Origin of the sequence: Spiroplasma tabanidicola (genome assembly GCF_009730595.1) — a bacterium.
In the GTDB taxonomy this organism is placed as follows: domain Bacteria; phylum Bacillota_I; class Bacilli_A; order Mycoplasmatales; family Mycoplasmataceae; genus Spiroplasma_A; species Spiroplasma_A tabanidicola.
Genome location: NZ_CP046276.1, coordinates 1,028,082 through 1,049,487 on the forward strand (window position 1 = coordinate 1,028,082; position 21,406 = coordinate 1,049,487).

A 21,406-nucleotide genomic window follows, 5' to 3' on the forward strand; every position below is an offset into this window, starting at 1 on the left:
AACAATACCTCCAAATTTAAAAAAAGCGAAACACTTCAAACTGTACATATATATTCTATCATTATCTAAAAATAATAAAAGTAATATGTAATTTTTTTAGATTTTAAAAATATTATATAATTTTTAAAATAGTTGTATAATTATCAAGTATGCCCTCTTGGCGGAATTGGTAGACGCAGCAGACTCAAAATCTGCCGAGTAAAATCGTATCGGTTCGACTCCGATAGAGGGCACCAATTAAAAAACCAAAAAACCACATCTGTGGTTTTTTTATTTATTAAAAATAACTATGATAGCTTTATCTGTTTTGATTATTCCATCTTGATGATCTACAAAACAATTAGAATAAGCTCTTGTTGAGTAAGGTAATAACATCAAATCAGATACTTCATATTTTAAATTTTTTATTGTAATAGTTGTTTGGTGTACCGGAAAGAAAGTTATGTAAGTATAATCTTGATATTTATCAAACTCAATTATATTTTTACCCTTTTGCAAACAAAACATAATTGAATTTTCATTAAAAACTTTAACACGATCCTTTGAACAAAAATCAATTAAGCTAAAATTCATATCTAATCTTTTTGTTGGTTTTGCAATCATCAAAACTTCTGTAGCACCTAACTCATAAGCTTTTTGAATTGCTTCTTTTCCATCCAAGAAATCTTTTTCATTATTTAATTTTATAAATTCATTTGAGTTTTGCTTAATTAAATCTAACTCTTCATCAAACACATGATCGAAATCGCTTATCGCAAAATCAATTTTATAACCTTTAGAAATTATATCCAGACAACCTCTTTCTACTCCAATTAATCAAAAAGAATCATAATAATAACTTAAATTTAAGTCATTTTCACACGTTACAATTAAAAATTTAGTTTTCAAGTTTTCACACCCTTTGTTTAATTTTTTCAACCGATAGACCACCAACTAAATAACTTCCTGCAACAATCATTTCAGCTCCAGCTTCTTGAACTAATTTAAAAGTTTGTTCGTTTACTCCCCCGTCTACTTGAATTCTGAAATTTAATTTTTTTTCAAGTTTTAGATTTTTTAATGCTTTTATTTTTTCATATGTTTTTTCTATAAATTTTTGACCACCGAAACCTGGAAACACACTCATCACTAAAATATTATCTAAATCATTTAAATATTCATCTAAATAACTTAGTGAAGTATCTGGATTAACCGCCAGTGAAGCTGCAATGTTATTTTTTTTGCAAAAACTAATAAATTCTACTACTTGTTCTTTGTTTAAAGATTCAAAATGAAAAGTTAATTGTTTAATTTTATTATTAATAAAAGGTTTTAAATATTCTTCAACTGATATATTTAAAACCTGAACCATTAAATGAATATCAATTTTAAAATCATATTTAGAAGTAATATCACTTAATATCTTTGGTCCAAAAGTTAAATTTGGAACAAAATTATAATCCATAACATCATAGTGAATTCATTCTAAACCTGCTTCTTTTAAGTTATCTAACTCTTTTCCTAAGTTTAAAAAATTTGCAGTTAATATACTTGGAGCAACTATAAATCTTTTCATAAATTATCACCTCTTTTTTGGTTGTTGATTTAATTCGTTTTGCATTTTTAAATAATCATTATAAATAAATTCAGGAAAAATTCCTTCTTTAACAAACTTAGTAATTGCACAGCCTGGCGTTTCTTTCAAATGAAGACAATCTTTAAATTTACAATCATTTATATGATCTGAGAAAAATTTAAAACTATGTGCTAATTCACTTTTTTCAATTGATTTTAAATCAAACGAAGAAAAACCTGGCGTGTCTCCAATCAAACCATTTTTATACATAAATAATTCATTTTTAGTAGTTGTATGTTTTCCTCTATTTAAGGCTTTTGATATTTCTTGAGTTTTTTCTAACGCTTCTGGAAGGATATGATTTAAAGTTGTGGATTTCCCAGCGCCAGTTTGTCCAGTGAATACTGATACTTTATTTTCTAATGATTTAATAAATTTTTGTCATTCTTTATCTGTTTCAATTATATTATTTATTAAATAAATTTCATATCCTATTTTTTTATACTCATTTGCTAAAGCTCAAACATCACTATTTTTACTTAATAAATCCACTTTTGTAAATGCTAATACAGGTTTAATATTTACAAACTCAATAAAAGCAAGATATTTATTAAGAGTATATGAATTAAAATCGGGTTCTTTAACTGATGTTATTATTACAACTTGATCAACATTAGCAATTCTCGGTCTGTATAATTCGTTTTTTCTATCCACTATTTTTTCGATTGAACCTTTTAAATTTATTTCATCTAAAATTTCAAACATAACATAATCGCCTGTTATAGGACTTTGATTTTGGTGCCTAATTTTCCCTTTCGCTTTACACTCATATAAACTATTTTCATAAAATACATATGCGTATTCACTTAAAATTTTTAAAATAATTCCTTTGAGCATCACTAAATTAAAATGGCTGCCAATAAAATACTTAACAATGCAAAAAGTAAAAAAATAATAATTACAAAGTATTTAGTTGTGTTTATTAATGGTAATTTTTCATAAATAGTACCAATATTAATTCTTTTTGTTTTACTTTCATCACTTAATTTTGTTTTAATGTGATAATTATATGGTTTTGAGGAGTCTGTTAATTTAACTTTTTGAATTTCATTATAAACTTCTCTTGCTGACTTATAACGGTTTTCTGGGTCTTTTTCAATCATTTTTAAAATTATGTTTTCTAGACTTTGAGGAATAGTTGGGTTTATTAACCTTGGAGGAATTGGTTTATTTTTAACTTGTTTTCTTGCAATTTGATGTGCATCTTTTCCTGGAAACGCCGGAGATCCAGTTGCACACTCATAAAGCATTAATCCAAGAGAATAAATATCACTTTCAGGAGTAGCCTTTTTTTTCATAATTACTTCTGGAGACATATATCTTGGAGTACCAATTGTCTTAGTTTCTTCTTTTGAAAATCCTTCCATAATTGATATACCAAAGTCGCCAAGTTTAACTTCACCAGCCTTCGTTAATAAAACATTATCTGGTTTTATATCTCTATGAATAATTTTATATTTATGCGCACCTTCTAAAGCAATACACAATTTACTAAAATAGTATTTAATTTCTTGCAATGTCATTGCACCAAAGAAATTAAATTTATCTTTTAAAGTTCCACCTTCAACACATTCTAAAACTATATACCATTCACCGGTTTGATCATTTTTGATAATATCAAAAAGCTTTACAACATTTGGATTATCTCCTAATTTTGCAAAAGCTTCTTTTTCTATTTCAAATCTTTCGTTCCCTATTTCAATTTCTTTTATTTTTGATGTATTAATAATTTTTATTGCTACAATTGTTGAAGTCAATAAATCGACTGCTTTTACAACTGATGCCATTCCCCCAGAACCAAGATTACTTATAACTTGATATCTATCGGCTAATACTTTTCCTTCAAAAAAATCGCTCATATTTATTTAACCCTTCTTAAAGTAATTATATCAACAAAAAAAGCAAAGTAAATTATTACTCTGCTTCAATAAGCAAAATTGATAAGTTGTCAGTAGAAACGTTATCTTTTGCATCTTCTATAATTTCTTGACCTTTATCTTTTAATTTAACTTTTTTATTAGATAAAATTGCTGCAACCATATCTTCATCAATATAATCGTGAACTCCATCTGTTGTTAAAATATATGTTCCTAATGGTGCTTCGATATAATAAGTATCTATTTTAAGAGTCTTTTGTGGTCCCAATGCACTAGTTAAAACTTTTCAAAATGTAATATCATTTGCTCTTTCATATAATCCAGACATTTGAATATCTTTTCTTTCTGCTTCAGGAGTTGAATTTCATAAGTTTTGATCTTGTGTAATTTGAAATAACTTATTGTCAACCAATTTATAAGTTCTTGAATCCCCAATATTTATAACAAATCCACCAATTTCTGTAAATAGAATTGCTGTTAAAGTTGTCCCCATATCTTTTGTGGAAAAATCCTCATTTGAATATTCAATCATTTCATTTAAAATTTCACTTATACAATTTCTCAATCAGCGATTGATTGTTTTTTGATTTTCACCTTTAAAACTATGTTCTTTAAATAAGTCAATGAATTTTTCTACTGCCATTTTTGATGCGATTTCTCCATGAGCATGACCACCCATACCATCACAAACTATTCCAAAAGCAGCACCATCTTTATTAATAGCGAAATCCAAAAAATCTTGATTTGATTTTCTATAATTTCCAACTTCTGATAGTTTCGCAAAATTAAACTTCATCATTTTTGAATACCCCTTCTCTTTTTGCTCTTAATTGACCACAAGCAGCATCAATATCTGCACCAAATTCTTTTCTAACAATTGCATTGATTCCTTCTTTTTTTAAGATTTTAAAAAAAGTATCAATCTTTGTTGATTTTCTATATGGGTTTTCTTTTACTTCATTATATGGAATTAGATTCACATAAGCATTCATACCTCTAATTAATCTTGCCAATTCAACTGCATGTTCTTTTTTATCATTTACATCTTCTATTAAAATATATTCAAATGTTATTCTTCTATTAGTTGCTTCTATATAATAACTAACTGCATCTAGCAATTTTTCAATCGGATATGCTTTATTTATTGGCATCATTGAGCTTCTTACTTCATTATTTGAAGCATGTAATGAAATAGCTAAATTTATTTGTGTTTTCATATCTGCAAACTCAATTATTTTTGGAACAACACCACATGTTGAAATTGTAATGTGTCTTGCACCAATTTGAAAACCTTTTGTTTCATTGATTATCTCAATAAACTTCATAACATTTTCAAAATTATCCATTGGTTCTCCAATTCCCATTACAACAATATGGCTTACTCTAGACCTTGGATTAGATAGATCATCTTTAAATTTTTCTTTTAAAATTTGATTCATTGTAAAAATTTGTCTAACTATTTCATTTGTTTCTAAGTTTCTTTCTGTTTTTATTAAACCAGAAGCACAAAACTTACAAGCCATTTTACAACCAACTTGAGTTGTCACACATACTGATTGTCCATACTTTTGAGGCATTAAAACAGTTTCAATTGTTTTTTTATCATCTAATAAAAATAATATTTTTATAGTTCCATCTTTCGATTCTTCAACTACTAAACTTTTTAAAGGGTTTGCATTAAAATTACTCATTAAATAATCTCTTAAATCTTTTTTTAAATTTGACATATTATTAAAATCAGTTTCTAATTTTACATATATTCAGTCAAATATCTGTTGTGCTGCAAATTTATTAAAACCATTTGCTACTAAAATTTCTTGTAAATCTTGAATTGAATAATTAAAAATGCTTTTTGTTCCCATATAAATAACTCCATAACAAATTTTAACACATTTAACTATTAATTAGTTTTAGGTTTTAAGATTGCTTCTTATTTTCTTTTTTTGCTATTTTTAAGTAATAATAAACTTGACGAGATTATAATAACTAAACTAGCAATAATAATTGCAATACCATATTTTATAAAAAAACTTATTTTTGTTTTAGCAACATCTACTTGATCATCTATTGATTTATTATCACTGTTATTATCTTCCTTATTATCTGATTGGTTTTGTTGTTCATCATTGTTTTTTTTATTAATTTTTAAATTGTATGTTAAAACACGTCCTGCTCTTGTAAATAATTTCAACTCTTTTTGCTCTTTAACTTTATAATTAACAATTATTTTATTACCAAATCTTTCTCAATGTGCTGTTATAGTGTTTACATCTACGAAGTATTTATTCAAATCAATTTCAAATTCTTTTTCTATATTATAAAAATCGATTGGGTCATCATATTCTAATTTATCAAATGAAAATATATCAAAATAAGTTTTTTTATTTTTATACATAATTGTATAAGTTATTTTTTTTTCATTTACACAAGTATAAAATAATTTACCGTTACTATAAATTGCATCTTTATCATTAGATTCAACTTTTAATAAGTCCTTATTAACCTGCTCTAAATTAACTAATTTTATTTCAAGATTTTTTTTACCTTCTATAACATAAAAATTAGTATAGTAAAAATAATCAATTTCACTTTCTACACACTTAATATTTACTTCTATTTCTACTTTTTGTTTTTGCGATATAAACTTTACTTTATACTCACCCATTTTTTTAGCATAAACAAAAAATACTTTTTTTTCTACATAAACTTCCAAATCTTTATTTGTATTGTATACCGAAACACTGTCTTTGCTATTAATTCAACTAAATTCAAACATTTGTTTTTTACCTTGCTGAACTTCGAAATAAGTTTTATTCATTCTAAAACTATAATCTTCATGATGAATCATATGAACATTTACAATTGCAAAATCTTTTGCATTATATGCATCAAACACTAAACAAGTATTTATTTCAAAATCTAAAGTTACATAAAATTTATTATCAGATTCATTTTTAACCATTAACCCATCACTACTTTTAATATAAAAATTTTTAAGTTCATCCATATTTTCAACAACAACTAACTTCTCTTCACCAACATTCAAAGTTAAATCATATACGCTTAATTTGATATCTTTTTTAACTAGATTTTTGTATTCTTTATCATCTTCATTTACAATTTTTAAACTACTACTATTTTTTTTAACTTGAAATTTTTTATAAACAACTTGATCAAAAGTTTTTAGTTTTGCATTTTTATCACTTTGCTCACAATAAGCAGCTATAACAGAAGCTTTACTTATTTTATTTCCAGCATTATCTTCAATGGAGTAATAAAAAGTCATATGTTCTCATATTTCACGATTAGCAATTTGCTTAAATTTTATTTCTTCTGGACTATTTGGCATAAAAGATAATTTGAATGTACTTGCTACAAAATCATATCTACTTTCTATATAATATTTAAATCTTTCAATATAATTATCATAATTTCCTGTTATTGCAAAAAATCATGCATCAAATTTATCTTCAATATGATAAAGATAAGAAGTTTTAACTACTATTTTAGTTTTGAAATCCCTATAAAATACATTTAAAATTTGATCTACTTTATAATCTTTACCGTTTTCAATATAAGAATAATCTAATAAACCTCCATGGAGTACTGAAAACCTATCAATTCATCCTTGCATATATTTATCTCGATAACTTCTATTTATTAAATCATAGCCAAATCTTTTTTGCCCTAAATCAAGTCTTTTTAATTGCACAACATCAGCTTTAATTGATGGATCTTTAGTAAGAAAAGTTAATTTTATATTTTCTAAAAATAGAGAACTAAATTTAGGTTGTAACATTTTAATATTTTTACTAAAATCACTTAACTCTCTTTCATATTCATAAGTTCCTGAAATTCTAAAAGCATCTAGTTTTTCATTTGTTCTTTCTATTTTAAAATTCAATTTATATTGAGAATATTGCAATGAAAATTTATTGTATATTGAAGTTTCATAAACTATTTGTTTATATTTTTGCTGTTTTTTTAAATTTATATCAAAACTATAATCTTTATTATCAAAAGCTATAGCGTTACGAGTATGAGTATCTGGAACATCTTTATACTTTGACGTAGATAAAAAACTTAAATCAATATCTGAATATTCAAAGTAATTTACTAAACTCATTATTCCTAAATCTTTTAGACTTATTGTTATATCAAATGTTCTTTTTGCGTAATAATTTGTTCCATCAAACTCAACTGCTTTATCGTAATCTTGACTACTATCATTATAAATACTAGTTATTATAAACTTAGAACTAACCTCGATTGTTTTTTGATAGAATGAATCATCTATTTGCTTTACACTTTCATTTTTAGTGTAATCATATTTCTTCATTTCATCTTTATTCTCTATATTATAATTTTTAGAATATCCACTTGTTGAAACTGCACCAATTGATAATCCCGAAAATCCTAAAATTGATATTAAAAACTTTTTAAATTTTCCCATATAATCCTCCCATTATATTAATCGTTAGAAAAATTTAAAAAGTATCTTATTTTTTTAGTTTTTTAATTTTAGCAATATAAAATCCATTATTATTTCCTTCAAAACCAAAAAATTGTTTTTCGAAAATTAATTTTGCATTTTTATTATTATCTAAAAAAACTTTAATTTGATTTTGATTTTCTTTTTTATTTATTGTACAAGTTGAATAAACTAAAATTCCTTCATCTAATAAATGTTCAAAACCTTTTTGAAGTAAATCAAATTGCAATTGATAAAGAGCATCCATATCTTTTTTGCTAAATTTTTTTAATTTTATATCTGGTTTTCTTTTTAATACCCCAAATCCAGAGCAAGGAGCATCTAATAAAATCCGCTCATACTTTTTATTTATATTCAAGGCACTTTTAAATTCTATATTTACATTATTTATACCAAGTCTATTTAAATTACTATAAATTATATTTTTTTTATTTTCATTAATTTCAAAAGCATCAACAAGGTTTTTTTTATCAACTAATGAAGCTATATAACTTAATTTTCCACCTGGAGCACAACACATATCAATAACTTTTGATTGCTTTTCAAGATCTAATAATTCAACTGCTAATATACTTGTTTCATCTTGTATAAAAACTAAGCCTTGGTCAAATACTTGTGTATTAATAATATTGAAATCTGTAAGATAGCAATTTTTTGCGATTTTAGATTTTTTTAAATTAAATTTATGTTTGTATAGTTTTTCGAATTCAATTTGTGATATTTTATTTTCATTAACTCTAAAACTAAACATAGTTTGATTATTCGAACTTTGTACAATTTGTAAAGCTATTTCTTTTGAATAATCTTGCTCTAAACTTTTATACAATCAAAATGGAAAGCCATATTCTAGTGGAATTTTATTTTGATTATTTTTTATATCAACTTTTCATAAATCTAAGTTTGCTAATTTTTTTGTTGTTGCATTAACAAAACCAGCTAGATTATTATCAATAATTTTAGCAACTTCAACCGCTTCATTATTAACAGAGTATTGAGGTGTATTTAAAAACTTAATTTGATAAAGATTTAATCATAATAATAATTGAATTTTATAATTAGTTTTATTAGGCTTAATAATTTTATTAACAACATATTCTAGATAGATTTTATATTGAATTGTACCATATACCATTTTAAACACAAAGGCTATGTCTGATTTTGACATAGCCTTTGTGTTGCTTAATTCATTTAATAGTTTATTTGGTTGTTTGTCCTCTTTAAATACACCATATAAAATATTTAATGAAATTAATCTTGCATTATTGGAATGCATTTTGTTCAATACTAAAGAAGTTAACATCAATCATTAAATGTTCAATGATTGCTTCAATAAATTCTTTACTTTCAATAACAGACAATTCTTCATTTGCTAAAACATGAGAATATATTTTATTTGTCAAAATATCTACTAAATAATTTTTAAAATCAAATCCATCAGGAATTCTTATAGTATTTATTCTTTCAACATTTTCTCTTCAGTTGTCTACAAAAAACATGTAACTTTGTTTGACAACTGTATTTACTTCTTTTCTTAAAACGTGATATTTACTATAATATTTCGAAACTTCTAATGTCTCTTCTTTCATTAAAACATCTTTTACTTTTTCAACAGCATTTTCTACTGTATCTATTTCAATTACATATTTGTACTTATGTTTTAAAGGAATTTCTAAAAGCGCTTTATCTAATCTTTGTTTAATAATTTCTTCTTTTTCTGTTCCTCTTCTTCTCAATCTTTGTTCTAAAGATTTTAAACTTGGTGGCATTAAAAATATTGATACTAAATTTTCTTGTTTTTCTTTTTTCAAAACTTGGGTTGCTCCTACAACTTCAATTTCTAAAATTACATTTTCCCCGTTTCCAATTCTTTCATACACAGTCTTCCTAGGAGTTCCATAGAAATTTCCAATAAATTCTGCATACTCAATTAATTCATCATGTTGAATTGCATCTTTAAATGTTTCTTTATCAACAAAAAAATAATCTACTCCATCAACTTCTCCTGGTCTTGGAGGTCTTGTTGTCATAGAAACAGATTGAACTAAATTAAGACTTTTATCTTTTCTTAACTCCTTGTTAATCGTTCCCTTTCCTACACCTGAAGGTCCTGATAAAATTATCATTTTTCCTTTTTTTGATTCCATAGATATCATCTTTCTAGTTTTTTTCTTTTTTTTAAAAAAATACCAACTTGTAATTATATTTGTATTCAATTTTAATATATCATATTTATATTGATATTATTCTCATAAAAATCTTTATCTATATTATTTTAACTATCGTTTTCTAATCTTAATACATAAAGATTTTTATTTTTAAAAACTTTATGCTTTAATAACACAAATTTATTTATATATTCATTTTCGATAGGTTTTTCACACTCAACAACAATTATTGCATAATTATTTAATAGATTTGAATTTTTTAAATAGTTTAATGCTTGATTATAATAATCAATTTCTCCATATGGAGGATCAATAAAGATTAAATCTATTTTTTTTTGATTTAAATCAAGATATTTTAATAAACTTAAATAGTCTATTGAACTTAATTTATAATTTGATTCATCAATTTTAGCTAAGTTCTCTTTAATAATTGGCAAAATTTGTTTATAAGTATCATTTATATAAGCAAATTTAATTCCTCTACTTAAACATTCGATACTTAATGCTCCACTTCCTGCAAATAAATCTAAAGAAGTTTTATTTTCAAATATAAAATAATTATTTAATATATTAAAAATATCTTCTTTTAAACGAGCAGATGTAGGTCTTGTATTCTTTCCTTCAATAGTTTTTAACATTCTACCTCGATATTTACCGCTTATAACTCGCATAAAATCAATCTCTTTTCTTATATACTTAATATATCAAAAAAATAATTTTTATTACTATATAATCAAATAATGAGGTAATTAATATGAAACTAGATTTAGAAAAAGATTTATTACAAAAAGAGATTCCTACAAATAAATGACTTTGAAAAGACAGTCAACCAGAAGTAATTAGAAATACAAGTGTTGATGTAGAATTACCCTTAAATGAAGAAAATGAACTAGTTATGAAAAAATTAATTGATTTTGTTAGATATTCTCAAGATCCTGAATTAAACGTTAAAGGAAAAGAAGATTATCTAAGACCTGCAGTTGGTCTTGCAGCTCCTCAAATCGGAAGTAACACAAATATGTTTTTTACAAGGTTTGAATGAGATGAAGAAACTGGTGACATTGAAGAATTTGCAATGATTAATACTAAAATTATTGCTAAAAGTGAACAAATTACATATTTAAAAGGCGGTGAAGGATGCTTAAGTGTTGATAAAGACCATCAAGGTCTTGTTCCAAGAAGTTATAAAATTAAAATAAGGGGTTATGATTGATTAACTAAAAAAACTATCGAACTTACATTAAGAGGTTATCAAGCAATTGTGTTTCAACACGAAATCGAACATAATGTTGGAAAACTATATTACGACAGAATCAATAAAGAGGATCCTTATAAACTAGAAGAAGATTGAATTCAAGTTTAGATAATACAAAAAATAACTACCATATGGCAGTTATTTTTTATTTGGTCGCCAAGTTTGGGTTAACCTTAAAATCTTGTCGATAGATATTTTTATACTTATTTATTAATGCGACTTTATCTTTCAAAATAAATATCATTAGAAATGATCCTAAATATGGAATATATACGATTTTTTTAGCTAAAAATTCTAATTGAAAATCCCCGAACTGGTCTTTTGTATCTAAGCACATGACATTTAGTAAATAATTATTAATCAATAAATTTAAGCAAAATATTGCTCCTGCTACCGAACAAGACATTATTAGTATGCCAACATGTTGTTTTTTATATGGTATTGAACTTCTAAAATAAAAATATATACAATATGCAAATGCAATGGTTGCAATCACTTTTAAAACCCCATTAAAAACACTGAGAACAATCAAGGGTAGTGTTTTTACATTATATATTTTGGGTAAAGTAAAATTTCTTTTTTCCATCCTAATTAAAAACCCTCCTTCATTACTCTTATCTTTTTAATTATATAATATATAAAAAAAAATTATAAAATTTTGAAAAATAGTTTTAAATAAATAAAAAAAGATAAAAAAATAAGAAACTTTGATAAAATATTAATAATGAAAATCTTGTTTTAATATCATTAATCGATCATAAAAAATTTTTATAATATATTTTTTTTAAAGTAGATTTTCTAGTTTTTTTAGGAGAGAGAATTAGTTTTATGGATAATAAAAATAACACCAAAGTAGCAAGTTTAGTTGCTGATTTAGAAGCGAAAATAGAAGTTAAAAAAATTAATAGTAATGGCAAACCAATTAAAAAGAAGTTTGATGTAGCACCTTTTCCTACAAAAGTTTTTGCTCTTGGAGGACTTGAAGAAGTTGGTAAAAATACTTATTGTATCGAATATGATGATGAAATTATAATTATTGATGCTGGAGTTAAGTTTCCAGATGCAACTCAATTAGGAGTAAGTGCAGTAATTCCAGATTATAGTTACTTAGCAGATAATAACAAAAAAATTAAAGCTTTATTTATAACACATGGACATGAAGATCACATAGGAGGAATACCTTATCTATTACAACAAGTAGATGTACCTGTAATTTATGCTCCAGAACTAGCAGCAGCTTTAGTAAGAGATAGATTAAAAGAATATAAATTAACAAATAAAACTGTTGTTAAAGAATATATAGAAGATGATGTCTATCAAACAAAACATATGACTATTCAGTTTGCAGCAGTTAACCACTCAATTCCTGATGCATTTGGAATACATATTACAACACCGAATGGGGCTATTTTTTCAACTGGAGATTATAAATTTGATTGAACTCCATTAGGACACTCTGCAAATATCCAAAGACTTTCACAATGAGGAAATGAAGGAATCGAATTATTAATGTCAGATTCAACTAACGCAGAAGTTGAAGGATATACTCTTGGAGAAAGAAAAGTAATTCAAAATATTGATGCACATTTTTTAAAAGCAAAAGGAAGAATCATTATTGCATCATTTGCATCTAACGTTCACCGTATTCAACATATCATCGAACTAGCAAATAAGTATGGTAAAAGAATTGTTGTATTTGGAAGAAGTTTAGAAAGAATTATCAAAATTATTCGTCAAATGGGGCATTTAAATATTAATGACAAAATGTTTATTAAACAAAATGAAATTGATAATTATCCAAAAAATCAAATTATGATTTTATGTACAGGAAGTCAAGGAGAACCGATGGCTGCTTTATCAAGAATCGCAAGACAAGAACATCCTGCTGTTAAATTAATTCCAGGAGATACTGTTATTATGTCTTCATCTCCAATTCCAGGAAATAGAGCTGATGTTGAAAATGTTGTTAATAAATTAACAAAAATAGGTGCAATTGTTATTGAAAATAATGGAGAGCAAAAAATCCATACATCAGGTCACGCAAGTCAAGAAGAACAAAAACTATTGTTCACATTGCTAAAACCTAGATGCTTTATGCCAATGCATGGAGAGTATCGAATGCTTAAAGTGCATGGAGAAACAGCAGTTAAGGTTAATGTTAAACCTCACAATGTTTTTGTTATTGCAAATGGAGATCAAATCTTATTACATAATGGGGTTGCAGAACTTGGAAAACGTATTCCAGCAGAAGCTATTTTTATTGATGGAAAAGATATGACTGGAAAAGCAAGTAACATCATTAGAGAAAGAAATATTTTAAGTAGAGATGGACTAATGGCTGTCATTATCTCAATTGACTCACAAGAAAATAAGCTATTAGCTCCACCTAGAATTGTGTCAAGGGGAAGTTTTTATGTTAGAGATAGTGGAAATGTAATTGCAGAATCAATTAATATTGTTACCAATGCTGTATTAGGAGTTTTAAGTTCTCCTAAACCAACATTTGGAGCAATAAAAGCTGCAGTTAAAGAAACTTTATCCCCTTTTATTTTTAGATATAAAAGAAGAAATCCATTAATTATTCCAGTTATTTTAAATAAAAAAATGGATATTAAATAGAAAGATATTAATATTATGAAAAAGAAAAGTGAACAACTGAGTCTATTCAATATAATATGAATAGGTTTTAGTTTTATAGCAGGTATAACCTACACTGCTAGTTTTAGTACGGTTTTAGGCAAGGCGAGCGTCGGAAACCATATTTATTGAATATTTTTAATAGAAGGATTTATAGCATATATGTGTGCATGAACCTTTGCAAGATTAGTACAAATTCATCCAGAAGCAAATGGCGGAGGTGGTCAATATGTTAGAACCGCCTTTGGAAAATTTTGAGGCTTATTTATGGGAATGCTTAACTATGCAGTTATTCCAGCAATTGGAGTTAACTTATTAGTTAGTATGGTTAGATTAAATTTTGATGACTTAGCAGGAATCAAAGAAGATGGAAGTTTTGGAATTTGAGGAAGTTTTGGAAGTTTATATTTAGATTTAATAGCATTTGGATTATGTTGTTTAGCAACTTCAATTGTATTTTTAGGAGTTAAAAAATATAAAATAGCTTCTACTTGTATAGCATATTTAACATGAATTATAACTCTTGGTTTAGTTATTTTTGGAATAATTGGTGCTACAACAAATCTTAAAGCTGGAAGTAAGGGCTTATCAGAATATGCAACAAAAATAACTATGAGTAATTTTGCAACAACTTTTACAAGTATGTTTTTTGCCTTTTGTGGATTAGAAACTTGTATTACATCAGGAAAAAATATAAAAAATAGACAGAAAAATGTACCTATTTCAATTATTGTAATAATTGTTTTAGCGACATTGTTCTATAGTGTATTTACACTAATTGTAATGTTAGCAGTACCTGCTTCAGAAGGATTTGAACAAAACCCGAATTTACAAATATTTAAAAGTTTAAATAGTTCATTTTTACAAACATTTGGAAGAATAATAGTAATAATTTGTACTATATTAATGAGATTTAACTCAACTTTACAAGTTTCATTATTTGGAGGAGCAACTTTAGAACCTCTTGCAAAACAAAAGTTTTTACCAAAAGCATTTGCAAAAGAAAATAAAGAAAAAATACCAGTAGCTGGTGTGCTAGTGAACTTTATAGTATTTATAATTGCATGTGTAATGTTTATATTTATACCAGATATTGTTCAAGGATTTACAAAAAAACCAACTCCATTTGACTATGCAACCTTAGCTAGTGTCGGTTCCATCTTATTAATTGCAATTTATATGACAATATTGCCTGTTGCAATTTATCATGGAATCAAAAAAAATATGAAAGTACATATTTGAGAATACATTGGATGATCAATTACACTATTATTCTTATTATTTATAGTAGGAGTATATTTCTATGGAATAGGTGCTGATTATGCAAGTCTTAATGTAAATGGAAGTTTAGATATACAAAAATTATTTAAATGCACTTTCCAATTAATATACTTTGTAGCAGTAATTGTAGTTTCACTATTGCTATATTATGTTTATCATAAAAAAGCAATAAATAAATTAAATGAATCAGAAAAAAAAGAATTACAAGAATATGAAAAAAGCTATGTAATTGTTGAAAACCAAACTAAATAATAGTTTGGTTTTTTTTATAGTTTAGTTATAATATATTTATATTAATGGAAGGAAGTGTGCTATGAAAAAAATATTAATATCACTAGGAGCATTTGCATTAACTGGTGCAACCGCTGGACCAATTGCATATAACATTATAAATAAAGCTCAAGGTGCACCATCTGAACAGCTAGCAGATGCAGGAGATGATCATCAAGATCAACAAACTGCTGAAGAAAACTCAGTTTGAATTTACAATGATTTTAGTTATAATGTGTCATTAGCAAATAACGAAGACAATAAAAGTGCAAGTGATATTGAAACATATTTAAAAACAAATAAAAGCATAACAATTAACCTTAATAAAGATGTTTTAAATGATTTTTTTGCAGAAATATATAGTTATGTTTCTGCAAATAATGTTGGACAAAAAGGTCAAAAGTTCGCAAAAGCAGTAATTTCAAATATTTCAGGAAGCAATGCAAGTGATACAAATATTATTAATGACTATTCCAAAAATGCCGGAAGAAGAACTGGAGATAATGTTGAATACTTTGATTATCCTGAAGCAAAAAGCTATTTAAATCCAGACAAATTAAGTCCAATGTTACAAGGAAAAGTTGAAGGAATTGAGCAAAATCCTGAAAAAACAGTTGAAACACTTTCTCACACCTTATTAATAGAACATGATCTAAATAATATAGCACAAGACGAATATAACTTTTCAATTTATGGAAGTTTTAGAGTTACAAATGAAAATGGTGAGAAAAAAGAATATAAAAAAATAAAATTGTCATCTTTTCCAACATACTTCCCTTTTAAACATGTTAGTGATTTTCTAACTACATTTAGAAATACTCTATTTTGCCATTTCTTAATTGTTGTTGATATCGACGGATATGATATAGATAATAAATCAAGCATTTATGGATTATCTTACTATGAATATTCTAATCAATCAGTTGGTTGAATAGTTACACAATTAGATCCACTATATAATGGTGAATATGATGAATCAACTGGTTTATATGATATTAATGGACTTTCAAGAGCTTCAATAAATGCTAGAAAAAGACTTTTATATTACACTTTATCTAAAAAAGGATATAAAAATATTAGTAAAATGGGAATTGAACATAAAGATTTAGGGGTTATGACTTTCCACGAGGCTGAACAAATAAATGGCCAATACAAACCAAAACTTGATCCAATGCAAGGTAGTTTTTTCCTAGATTATAATAAAGTAAAATACTACTATATTAAAGTTACAATTAATAAAAAGGCATCTGGAACATACTTTGTATTAGTAAAAAACATTAAACTTATTAAAGATGCAAATGGTAAATTAGAACCAGGAATTACTTATGATCCAGAAGCAAATGTTAGTGAAGATGAATATGCAAAATAACATTATAAACTCTACTTATATAAGTGGAGTTTTTTTGTGTTTATATAATATTTGGTGTATTATTTAATTATGGAGGGAGGGACAAAATGAATAGAAGTATTAGCGGTGTGAAGACTTGAACAATAGTTTCTGCAATCTTTGGTATCATTGTTTCTTTAATTGGAATGGGAGAAGCTTTATATTATTATAAAAAGTTAAATCTAGATCCACAAATTGAATTAATAATTGTGACATTGATAGTCTTTGCATGTGCATTAAGCGTTTCATTTAGTTCTTATATAGTATATTTTGCAATGACATCAGATGAAGACACTTTTTCAAATAACAGATATATTTTGATGTTATTTTCACTAAGTGTTGGTGGACTAATTACACCATATTTACTAATGAAATTGCCAAATACAAATGTACAAACCACAATAACACCAAGAGTTTCAATATCTAGAGGTTATGGATACTCATTCTTAGCAACTGGTCTTGTAACATTGTTAACATTTATTGGATTATATGCAAAAAACTCAGGTATTTCATCAATTATGGATGGAGATTTTAAAACATATAATATCTTAATTGTTGCAATTTCTGGAGCTATGATATTTTGAGGATTATTAAATGTTGCTACATTTTCAGCAAAAAGTACAGAAGGAACTTTTGAAAAAAAAGGAGCAGCATATACTTGAATGATGATTTTATCAACAATTAATTTAATTATTGGTACAATTTCATTAATTTGAGTTATTATAGCTTCTGTTTTAAATATAATCTCTTTAATTTCAGATATATTTAATAGAAGAGATGGATTATTAGCAATATTTACAATTCCATTAATATTGCTAAGAATTGCAATGCAATTTTTTGTAATCTATACTGCTGCAAATTGTATGAAATCAATATGAGCGCCAAAAGGTTATACATATGGTCAATATCAAAAATTGGCAAGCAGAGAAGAAGATTATTTAAGTTCAAGAAAAAAAGGTTAGTCAAAAAAATCATATGAAATACATATGATTTTTTTGTGCCAATTTATTAACTTTTTATTAATTACTTTCTATTTCTGGATTACTAGTTTTTCTAATTTTTTTAACTGTTGTATTTATACCAAAAGGACATAAAGCTAATAGTTTAAAATTACTAATTATATATTTGAAATCATCTTCTTTAATAATTGGTTCTGCAATCTCTTTAATTTTTTTATTTAATTTCATAAAAACTATTGTTCATCACATTCAACCAATCATAATTAAAACTACTCCAGTTATAGAAACAATAGCATATGATTCTCCTACTAATAATATCTCATAACCTGGTGAAATAAAATTTGAAATAATTGCTATGAATATATTTAAAAAAGTTCCAATTATAGAAAATAGTTGACTAAAAATTAAATTAGATCAAAAATTAGACTTCTTTTCTTTTAATTCAATTATACTTATAAAATTATAAAAAACTAACATTGCTGATTGTCCACTACTTGACTCTTCAAATTTTTTTGATAGATGTAGTTCTTCTTTACTTGCTATGTAATTAAAATGATTATTATATCTTTTTGCTGTTCCATAATATATTTTTAAATCAATATATTTATAATTTGCTTTTAATTTATCGAATAAATTTTTATTAGAAAATGAAATTTGTTTTTTTGAGCTTTTAAAATATACCAATATTCAAATTGTTAAAGAAACTAAAATTACTAAAATCGCAAAACAAATTCCTACAACAACAATTATTTTACATCAAAATGGAATGAAATCTTTTTGATCATTTCATATACCTGGTATTATTGACATAACTTTCTCTCCTTTTTTTTAGTAAATTAATTTTAATAAGCTTTTCATATTAATATTATCATTGTTATCATACATAACTTTTACTAGCAAATTATTATCATCTAACAAAACTGCTCTAATTAAAAAGTTGTCTATAATTTGTAATTTGTTTTTATCTTTGATATTTATAGCAATTGTACTTTTGCTATCTTTATAACTAATTAAAACATTATTTTTATTTAAATAAAAGATATTTTTAAATTCTTTTGTATTATCAATACATTCTATGTCTTCAAATTCTTTATCGCATAATCATACTTCAAAGTTATTTTTTAAAACTATAAAGTTGTTTTCAAATTCTACGCAACTTAAAATATCTATTTGATAGTTTTTTAATTTTTTTAAATTTTCATCATATAAACTAATTTCCTTCCCGACTTTTCCAACCATTCCATTTGTATTATTTAATAATACTTGTATGTTTTTTCTTTCTTTATTTTCATCAAAAACCTGAGTATATAGTTTTTGATCAATTAAATAACTTATAAATATTTTTTCTCTAAACTTAAAAAAATTTTGAATATAGTTATCTTCTTTTTTTACAAATTCTACATCACTTTGTGATATTAAAATTGCATCATTTGAATATTCTATTAAAGGATTTGCTAAAAATTTTCTCCCAAAATCCCCTTTATTTTTTAAATTTTCTATTAAGTTTATCTTTGATATTTTATATAAACTCGAATATGAGCTATTAAAGTTAGCATCAGTAAAATATACAAAGTCATCAATTACAAAAATATTTGTTATTCATCCTGAATTTTCTAAATCTCTAACTTTTCTAGCCATTTCAATCACCATAATAAGTATAAATAAAAAAAAGCATATATAATATGCTTTTATAATTAAATATTATTTATTTTGGATTGCTTCAACTCCTGGTAAAGTTTTTCCTTCCATATATTCTAAAGAAGCTCCTCCACCTGTTGAAATATGTGTGAATTTTTCTGCAAATCCATTTTGAATAGCAGCTGCAGCAGAATCACCACCACCAATTAAAGTAAATGCTTCTTGTAAGTTAGCAATCGCTTCACAAACTGCAACTGTACCTTTTTTAAAGTTTTCAAATTCAAATACTCCCATTGGTCCATTTCAAGCAACAGTTTTTGCCCCTTTTAAAGTATCTTCAAATAATTTAATTGAGTCCGGCCCAATATCTAATCCCATTACATCATCAGGTAAATCTACTCCTGAAAATGATGGATTTACATCTTTAAATTCTGGTGCATTTGCTGAGTCTATTGGTAAGATTATTTTTCCATTTGCTTTATCCATATATTGTTTTGCTAAATCAACTTTATCTTCTTCACATAGTGATTTTCCAATATTGTGTCCTAAAGCTTTGAAGAATGTATACGCCATCCCTCCACCAATAATAATTTTATCAGCTTTTTGTAATAAGTTATCAATTACTCCAATTTTATCTGAAACTTTCGCTCCACCAATAATTGCTATGAATGGATGTTCTGGAGAGTCAATTCCTTTTGCTAACATTTCTAATTCTTTTTGTACTAAAAATCCAACACAGCTTTCACTAATGTTTGATGCGATTCCGACATTTGAAGCATGAGCACGGTGTGCTGTACCAAATGCATCATTTACAAATACGTCACCTAAACTTGCTCAATATTTTCCTAATTCGGCATTGTTTTTTGATTCATATTTTACTACTTCACCATCTTTAACATCTTCAAATCTAGTGTTTTCAAATAATAAAATTTCTCCACCATTTAAAGATTTAATAGCATTTTCTAATTCACTTCCTCTAGTTTGAGCAACAAATTTAACAGGTTGTCCTGCAACTTCTTCTAATCTTTTTGCAACTGGTGCTAAAGATTTTTTAGCTTTATCTTCTTCTGCTTTAATTCTGCTTAAGTGTGAGAATAAAACAACTTTTGATCCTTGTTCTACAAGATATTTGATTGTTGGCATAGCAGCTTTAATACGGTTGTCATCTCCAATAACTCCATCTTTGATTGGTACATTGAAGTCAACTCTAACTAAAACTGTTTTACCAGCAACTTTTATGTCTTTTAATGTTTTTTTCATGTTTAAATAATCTCCTTACAATTAATATTTTAAAACAATTATAATAATTTTTTTTATTTTTTATCATTAACAATAAAATCTAAATAACAAAAGAAGTTATCTTGATTTTGATTATGAAACTTTATTATATCTTCATCTTTTATTTTTATATTCTTGTTTGGTTTATACAAGTTCTTTCAAGGTGTTTGTTCATGACAAATTTGTACAATATCTCAAGAATTTAAATTAAGCATAAAATGAATGATTTTTTTACAAACTAGATAATCTTTTTCAAACTTTAAATATTCAATATCTATATTTTTATCAAATTCTAAAGGAATATTTTTATCTTTATATTTAGTTTGCTGTTTTCACAACTCATAAATGACAGGGCCTCATCTTCAAGTTTCAAAACTTATATTAGCGATTGGTTTTTTAAATATTAAAAAATAAGCATATATTATATAAATTATTTTTTGAATTTGAATTTGTGTTATTTTTGAGTTAATTTTTTTATTAATTTTTGCAATTAAATTTAGTATAAAATTTACAAAACTTAATTTGGAATAAAAAAACATATTATCACTCCTC

Annotated in this window: 20 protein-coding genes and 1 tRNA gene; 6 read left to right on the top strand and 15 right to left on the bottom strand. The window is 25.4% G+C overall.

All coding sequences use genetic code 4. The annotated features are described in order from the left end of the window. The first annotated feature begins 151 nt into the window (after positions 1 to 151). Positions 152 to 236 (top strand) — tRNA-Leu (locus STABA_RS04560). A gap of 34 nt (positions 237 to 270) precedes the next feature. Here STABA_RS04560 and STABA_RS04565 read toward each other — a convergent pair. The 10 genes from STABA_RS04565 to rsmD form a co-directional block, all read right to left on the bottom strand. Then, positions 271 to 888, bottom strand: a complete 618-nt coding sequence (locus tag STABA_RS04565) for a thiamine diphosphokinase (protein WP_156007524.1) — start codon at positions 886 to 888, stop codon at positions 271 to 273. Next, positions 878 to 1,555 (bottom strand): ribulose-phosphate 3-epimerase, encoded by a 678-nt coding sequence (rpe, locus tag STABA_RS04570; RefSeq protein WP_156006987.1) that lies wholly within the window; start codon positions 1,553 to 1,555, stop codon positions 878 to 880. Before rpe ends, STABA_RS04565 begins: the two co-directional genes overlap by 11 nt. 3 nt (positions 1,556 to 1,558) lie before the next feature. After that, the gene (gene rsgA, locus STABA_RS04575) at positions 1,559 to 2,452 is read right to left on the bottom strand and encodes a ribosome small subunit-dependent GTPase A (protein WP_246157349.1); all 894 of its coding nucleotides are present in this window, start codon (positions 2,450 to 2,452) and stop codon (positions 1,559 to 1,561) included. Between the two features lie 2 nt (positions 2,453 to 2,454). Next, on the bottom strand, positions 2,455 to 3,474 hold the full coding sequence (locus STABA_RS04580) for a serine/threonine-protein kinase (RefSeq protein ID WP_156006991.1): 1,020 nt from the start codon (positions 3,472 to 3,474) through the stop codon (positions 2,455 to 2,457). Positions 3,475 to 3,529: 55 nt separating this feature from the next. After that, positions 3,530 to 4,291, bottom strand: a complete 762-nt coding sequence (locus STABA_RS04585; protein WP_246157318.1) for a PP2C family protein-serine/threonine phosphatase — start codon at positions 4,289 to 4,291, stop codon at positions 3,530 to 3,532. Next, a complete protein-coding gene (gene rlmN / locus STABA_RS04590; RefSeq protein WP_156006993.1) occupies positions 4,278 to 5,354 on the bottom strand; it encodes a dual-specificity RNA methyltransferase RlmN in 1,077 nt (358 codons plus the stop codon). Before rlmN ends, STABA_RS04585 begins: the two co-directional genes overlap by 14 nt. Before the next feature lie 68 nt (positions 5,355 to 5,422). Next, positions 5,423 to 7,945: a hypothetical protein gene (locus STABA_RS04595; protein WP_156006995.1), complete on the bottom strand. Its 2,523-nt coding sequence runs from the start codon at positions 7,943 to 7,945 to the stop codon at positions 5,423 to 5,425. Positions 7,946 to 7,991: 46 nt separating this feature from the next. Then, the gene (gene rsmB, locus STABA_RS04600) at positions 7,992 to 9,257 is read right to left on the bottom strand and encodes a 16S rRNA (cytosine(967)-C(5))-methyltransferase RsmB (protein WP_170264706.1); all 1,266 of its coding nucleotides are present in this window, start codon (positions 9,255 to 9,257) and stop codon (positions 7,992 to 7,994) included. Beyond that, positions 9,244 to 10,128 carry a guanylate kinase gene (gmk, locus tag STABA_RS04605; RefSeq protein WP_156006999.1) on the bottom strand — a complete coding sequence of 295 codons (885 nt, stop codon included), beginning with the start codon at positions 10,126 to 10,128 and terminating at the stop codon, positions 9,244 to 9,246. Before gmk ends, rsmB begins: the two co-directional genes overlap by 14 nt. Before the next feature lie 128 nt (positions 10,129 to 10,256). Continuing rightward, positions 10,257 to 10,865, bottom strand: coding sequence for a 16S rRNA (guanine(966)-N(2))-methyltransferase RsmD (gene rsmD / locus STABA_RS04610; protein ID WP_343031709.1), 609 nt, complete (start codon positions 10,863 to 10,865; stop codon positions 10,257 to 10,259). 38 nt (positions 10,866 to 10,903) lie between these two features. Between rsmD and def the strand changes: the two genes are divergently transcribed. After that, on the top strand, positions 10,904 to 11,512 hold the full coding sequence (def, locus tag STABA_RS04615; protein ID WP_156007003.1) for a peptide deformylase: 609 nt from the start codon (positions 10,904 to 10,906) through the stop codon (positions 11,510 to 11,512). Between the two features lie 37 nt (positions 11,513 to 11,549). On the opposite strand, the gene STABA_RS04620 is transcribed toward def, so the two are convergent. After that, complete coding sequence (locus tag STABA_RS04620) at positions 11,550 to 11,990, bottom strand: hypothetical protein (RefSeq protein WP_156007005.1); 441 nt, start codon at positions 11,988 to 11,990, stop codon at positions 11,550 to 11,552. 242 nt (positions 11,991 to 12,232) lie between these two features. Between STABA_RS04620 and STABA_RS04625 the strand changes: the two genes are divergently transcribed. From STABA_RS04625 to STABA_RS04640, 4 genes are all read left to right on the top strand, one after another. Further along, on the top strand, positions 12,233 to 14,023 hold the full coding sequence (locus STABA_RS04625; RefSeq protein WP_156007007.1) for a ribonuclease J: 1,791 nt from the start codon (positions 12,233 to 12,235) through the stop codon (positions 14,021 to 14,023). A gap of 15 nt (positions 14,024 to 14,038) precedes the next feature. Continuing rightward, on the top strand, positions 14,039 to 15,574 hold the full coding sequence (locus STABA_RS04630) for an APC family permease (RefSeq protein WP_156007009.1): 1,536 nt from the start codon (positions 14,039 to 14,041) through the stop codon (positions 15,572 to 15,574). A gap of 61 nt (positions 15,575 to 15,635) precedes the next feature. Continuing rightward, the gene (locus STABA_RS04635; RefSeq protein WP_156007012.1) at positions 15,636 to 16,961 is read left to right on the top strand and encodes a hypothetical protein; all 1,326 of its coding nucleotides are present in this window, start codon (positions 15,636 to 15,638) and stop codon (positions 16,959 to 16,961) included. Positions 16,962 to 17,047: 86 nt separating this feature from the next. Further along, positions 17,048 to 17,941 (top strand): hypothetical protein, encoded by an 894-nt coding sequence (locus STABA_RS04640; RefSeq protein WP_156007014.1) that lies wholly within the window; start codon positions 17,048 to 17,050, stop codon positions 17,939 to 17,941. Positions 17,942 to 17,998: 57 nt separating this feature from the next. Here the strand turns inward: STABA_RS04640 and STABA_RS04645 are convergent, their stop codons facing one another. The 4 genes from STABA_RS04645 to STABA_RS04660 form a co-directional block, all read right to left on the bottom strand. Then, the gene (locus STABA_RS04645; protein WP_156007016.1) at positions 17,999 to 18,748 is read right to left on the bottom strand and encodes a hypothetical protein; all 750 of its coding nucleotides are present in this window, start codon (positions 18,746 to 18,748) and stop codon (positions 17,999 to 18,001) included. Positions 18,749 to 18,766: 18 nt separating this feature from the next. Further along, positions 18,767 to 19,576 (bottom strand): hypothetical protein, encoded by an 810-nt coding sequence (locus STABA_RS04650; protein WP_156007018.1) that lies wholly within the window; start codon positions 19,574 to 19,576, stop codon positions 18,767 to 18,769. Between the two features lie 63 nt (positions 19,577 to 19,639). Then, positions 19,640 to 20,836, bottom strand: coding sequence for a phosphoglycerate kinase (locus tag STABA_RS04655; protein ID WP_156007020.1), 1,197 nt, complete (start codon positions 20,834 to 20,836; stop codon positions 19,640 to 19,642). Positions 20,837 to 20,889: 53 nt separating this feature from the next. Continuing rightward, complete coding sequence (locus STABA_RS04660; protein WP_156007022.1) at positions 20,890 to 21,393, bottom strand: type II toxin-antitoxin system antitoxin SocA domain-containing protein; 504 nt, start codon at positions 21,391 to 21,393, stop codon at positions 20,890 to 20,892. Between the last annotated feature and the right edge of the window lie 13 nt (positions 21,394 to 21,406).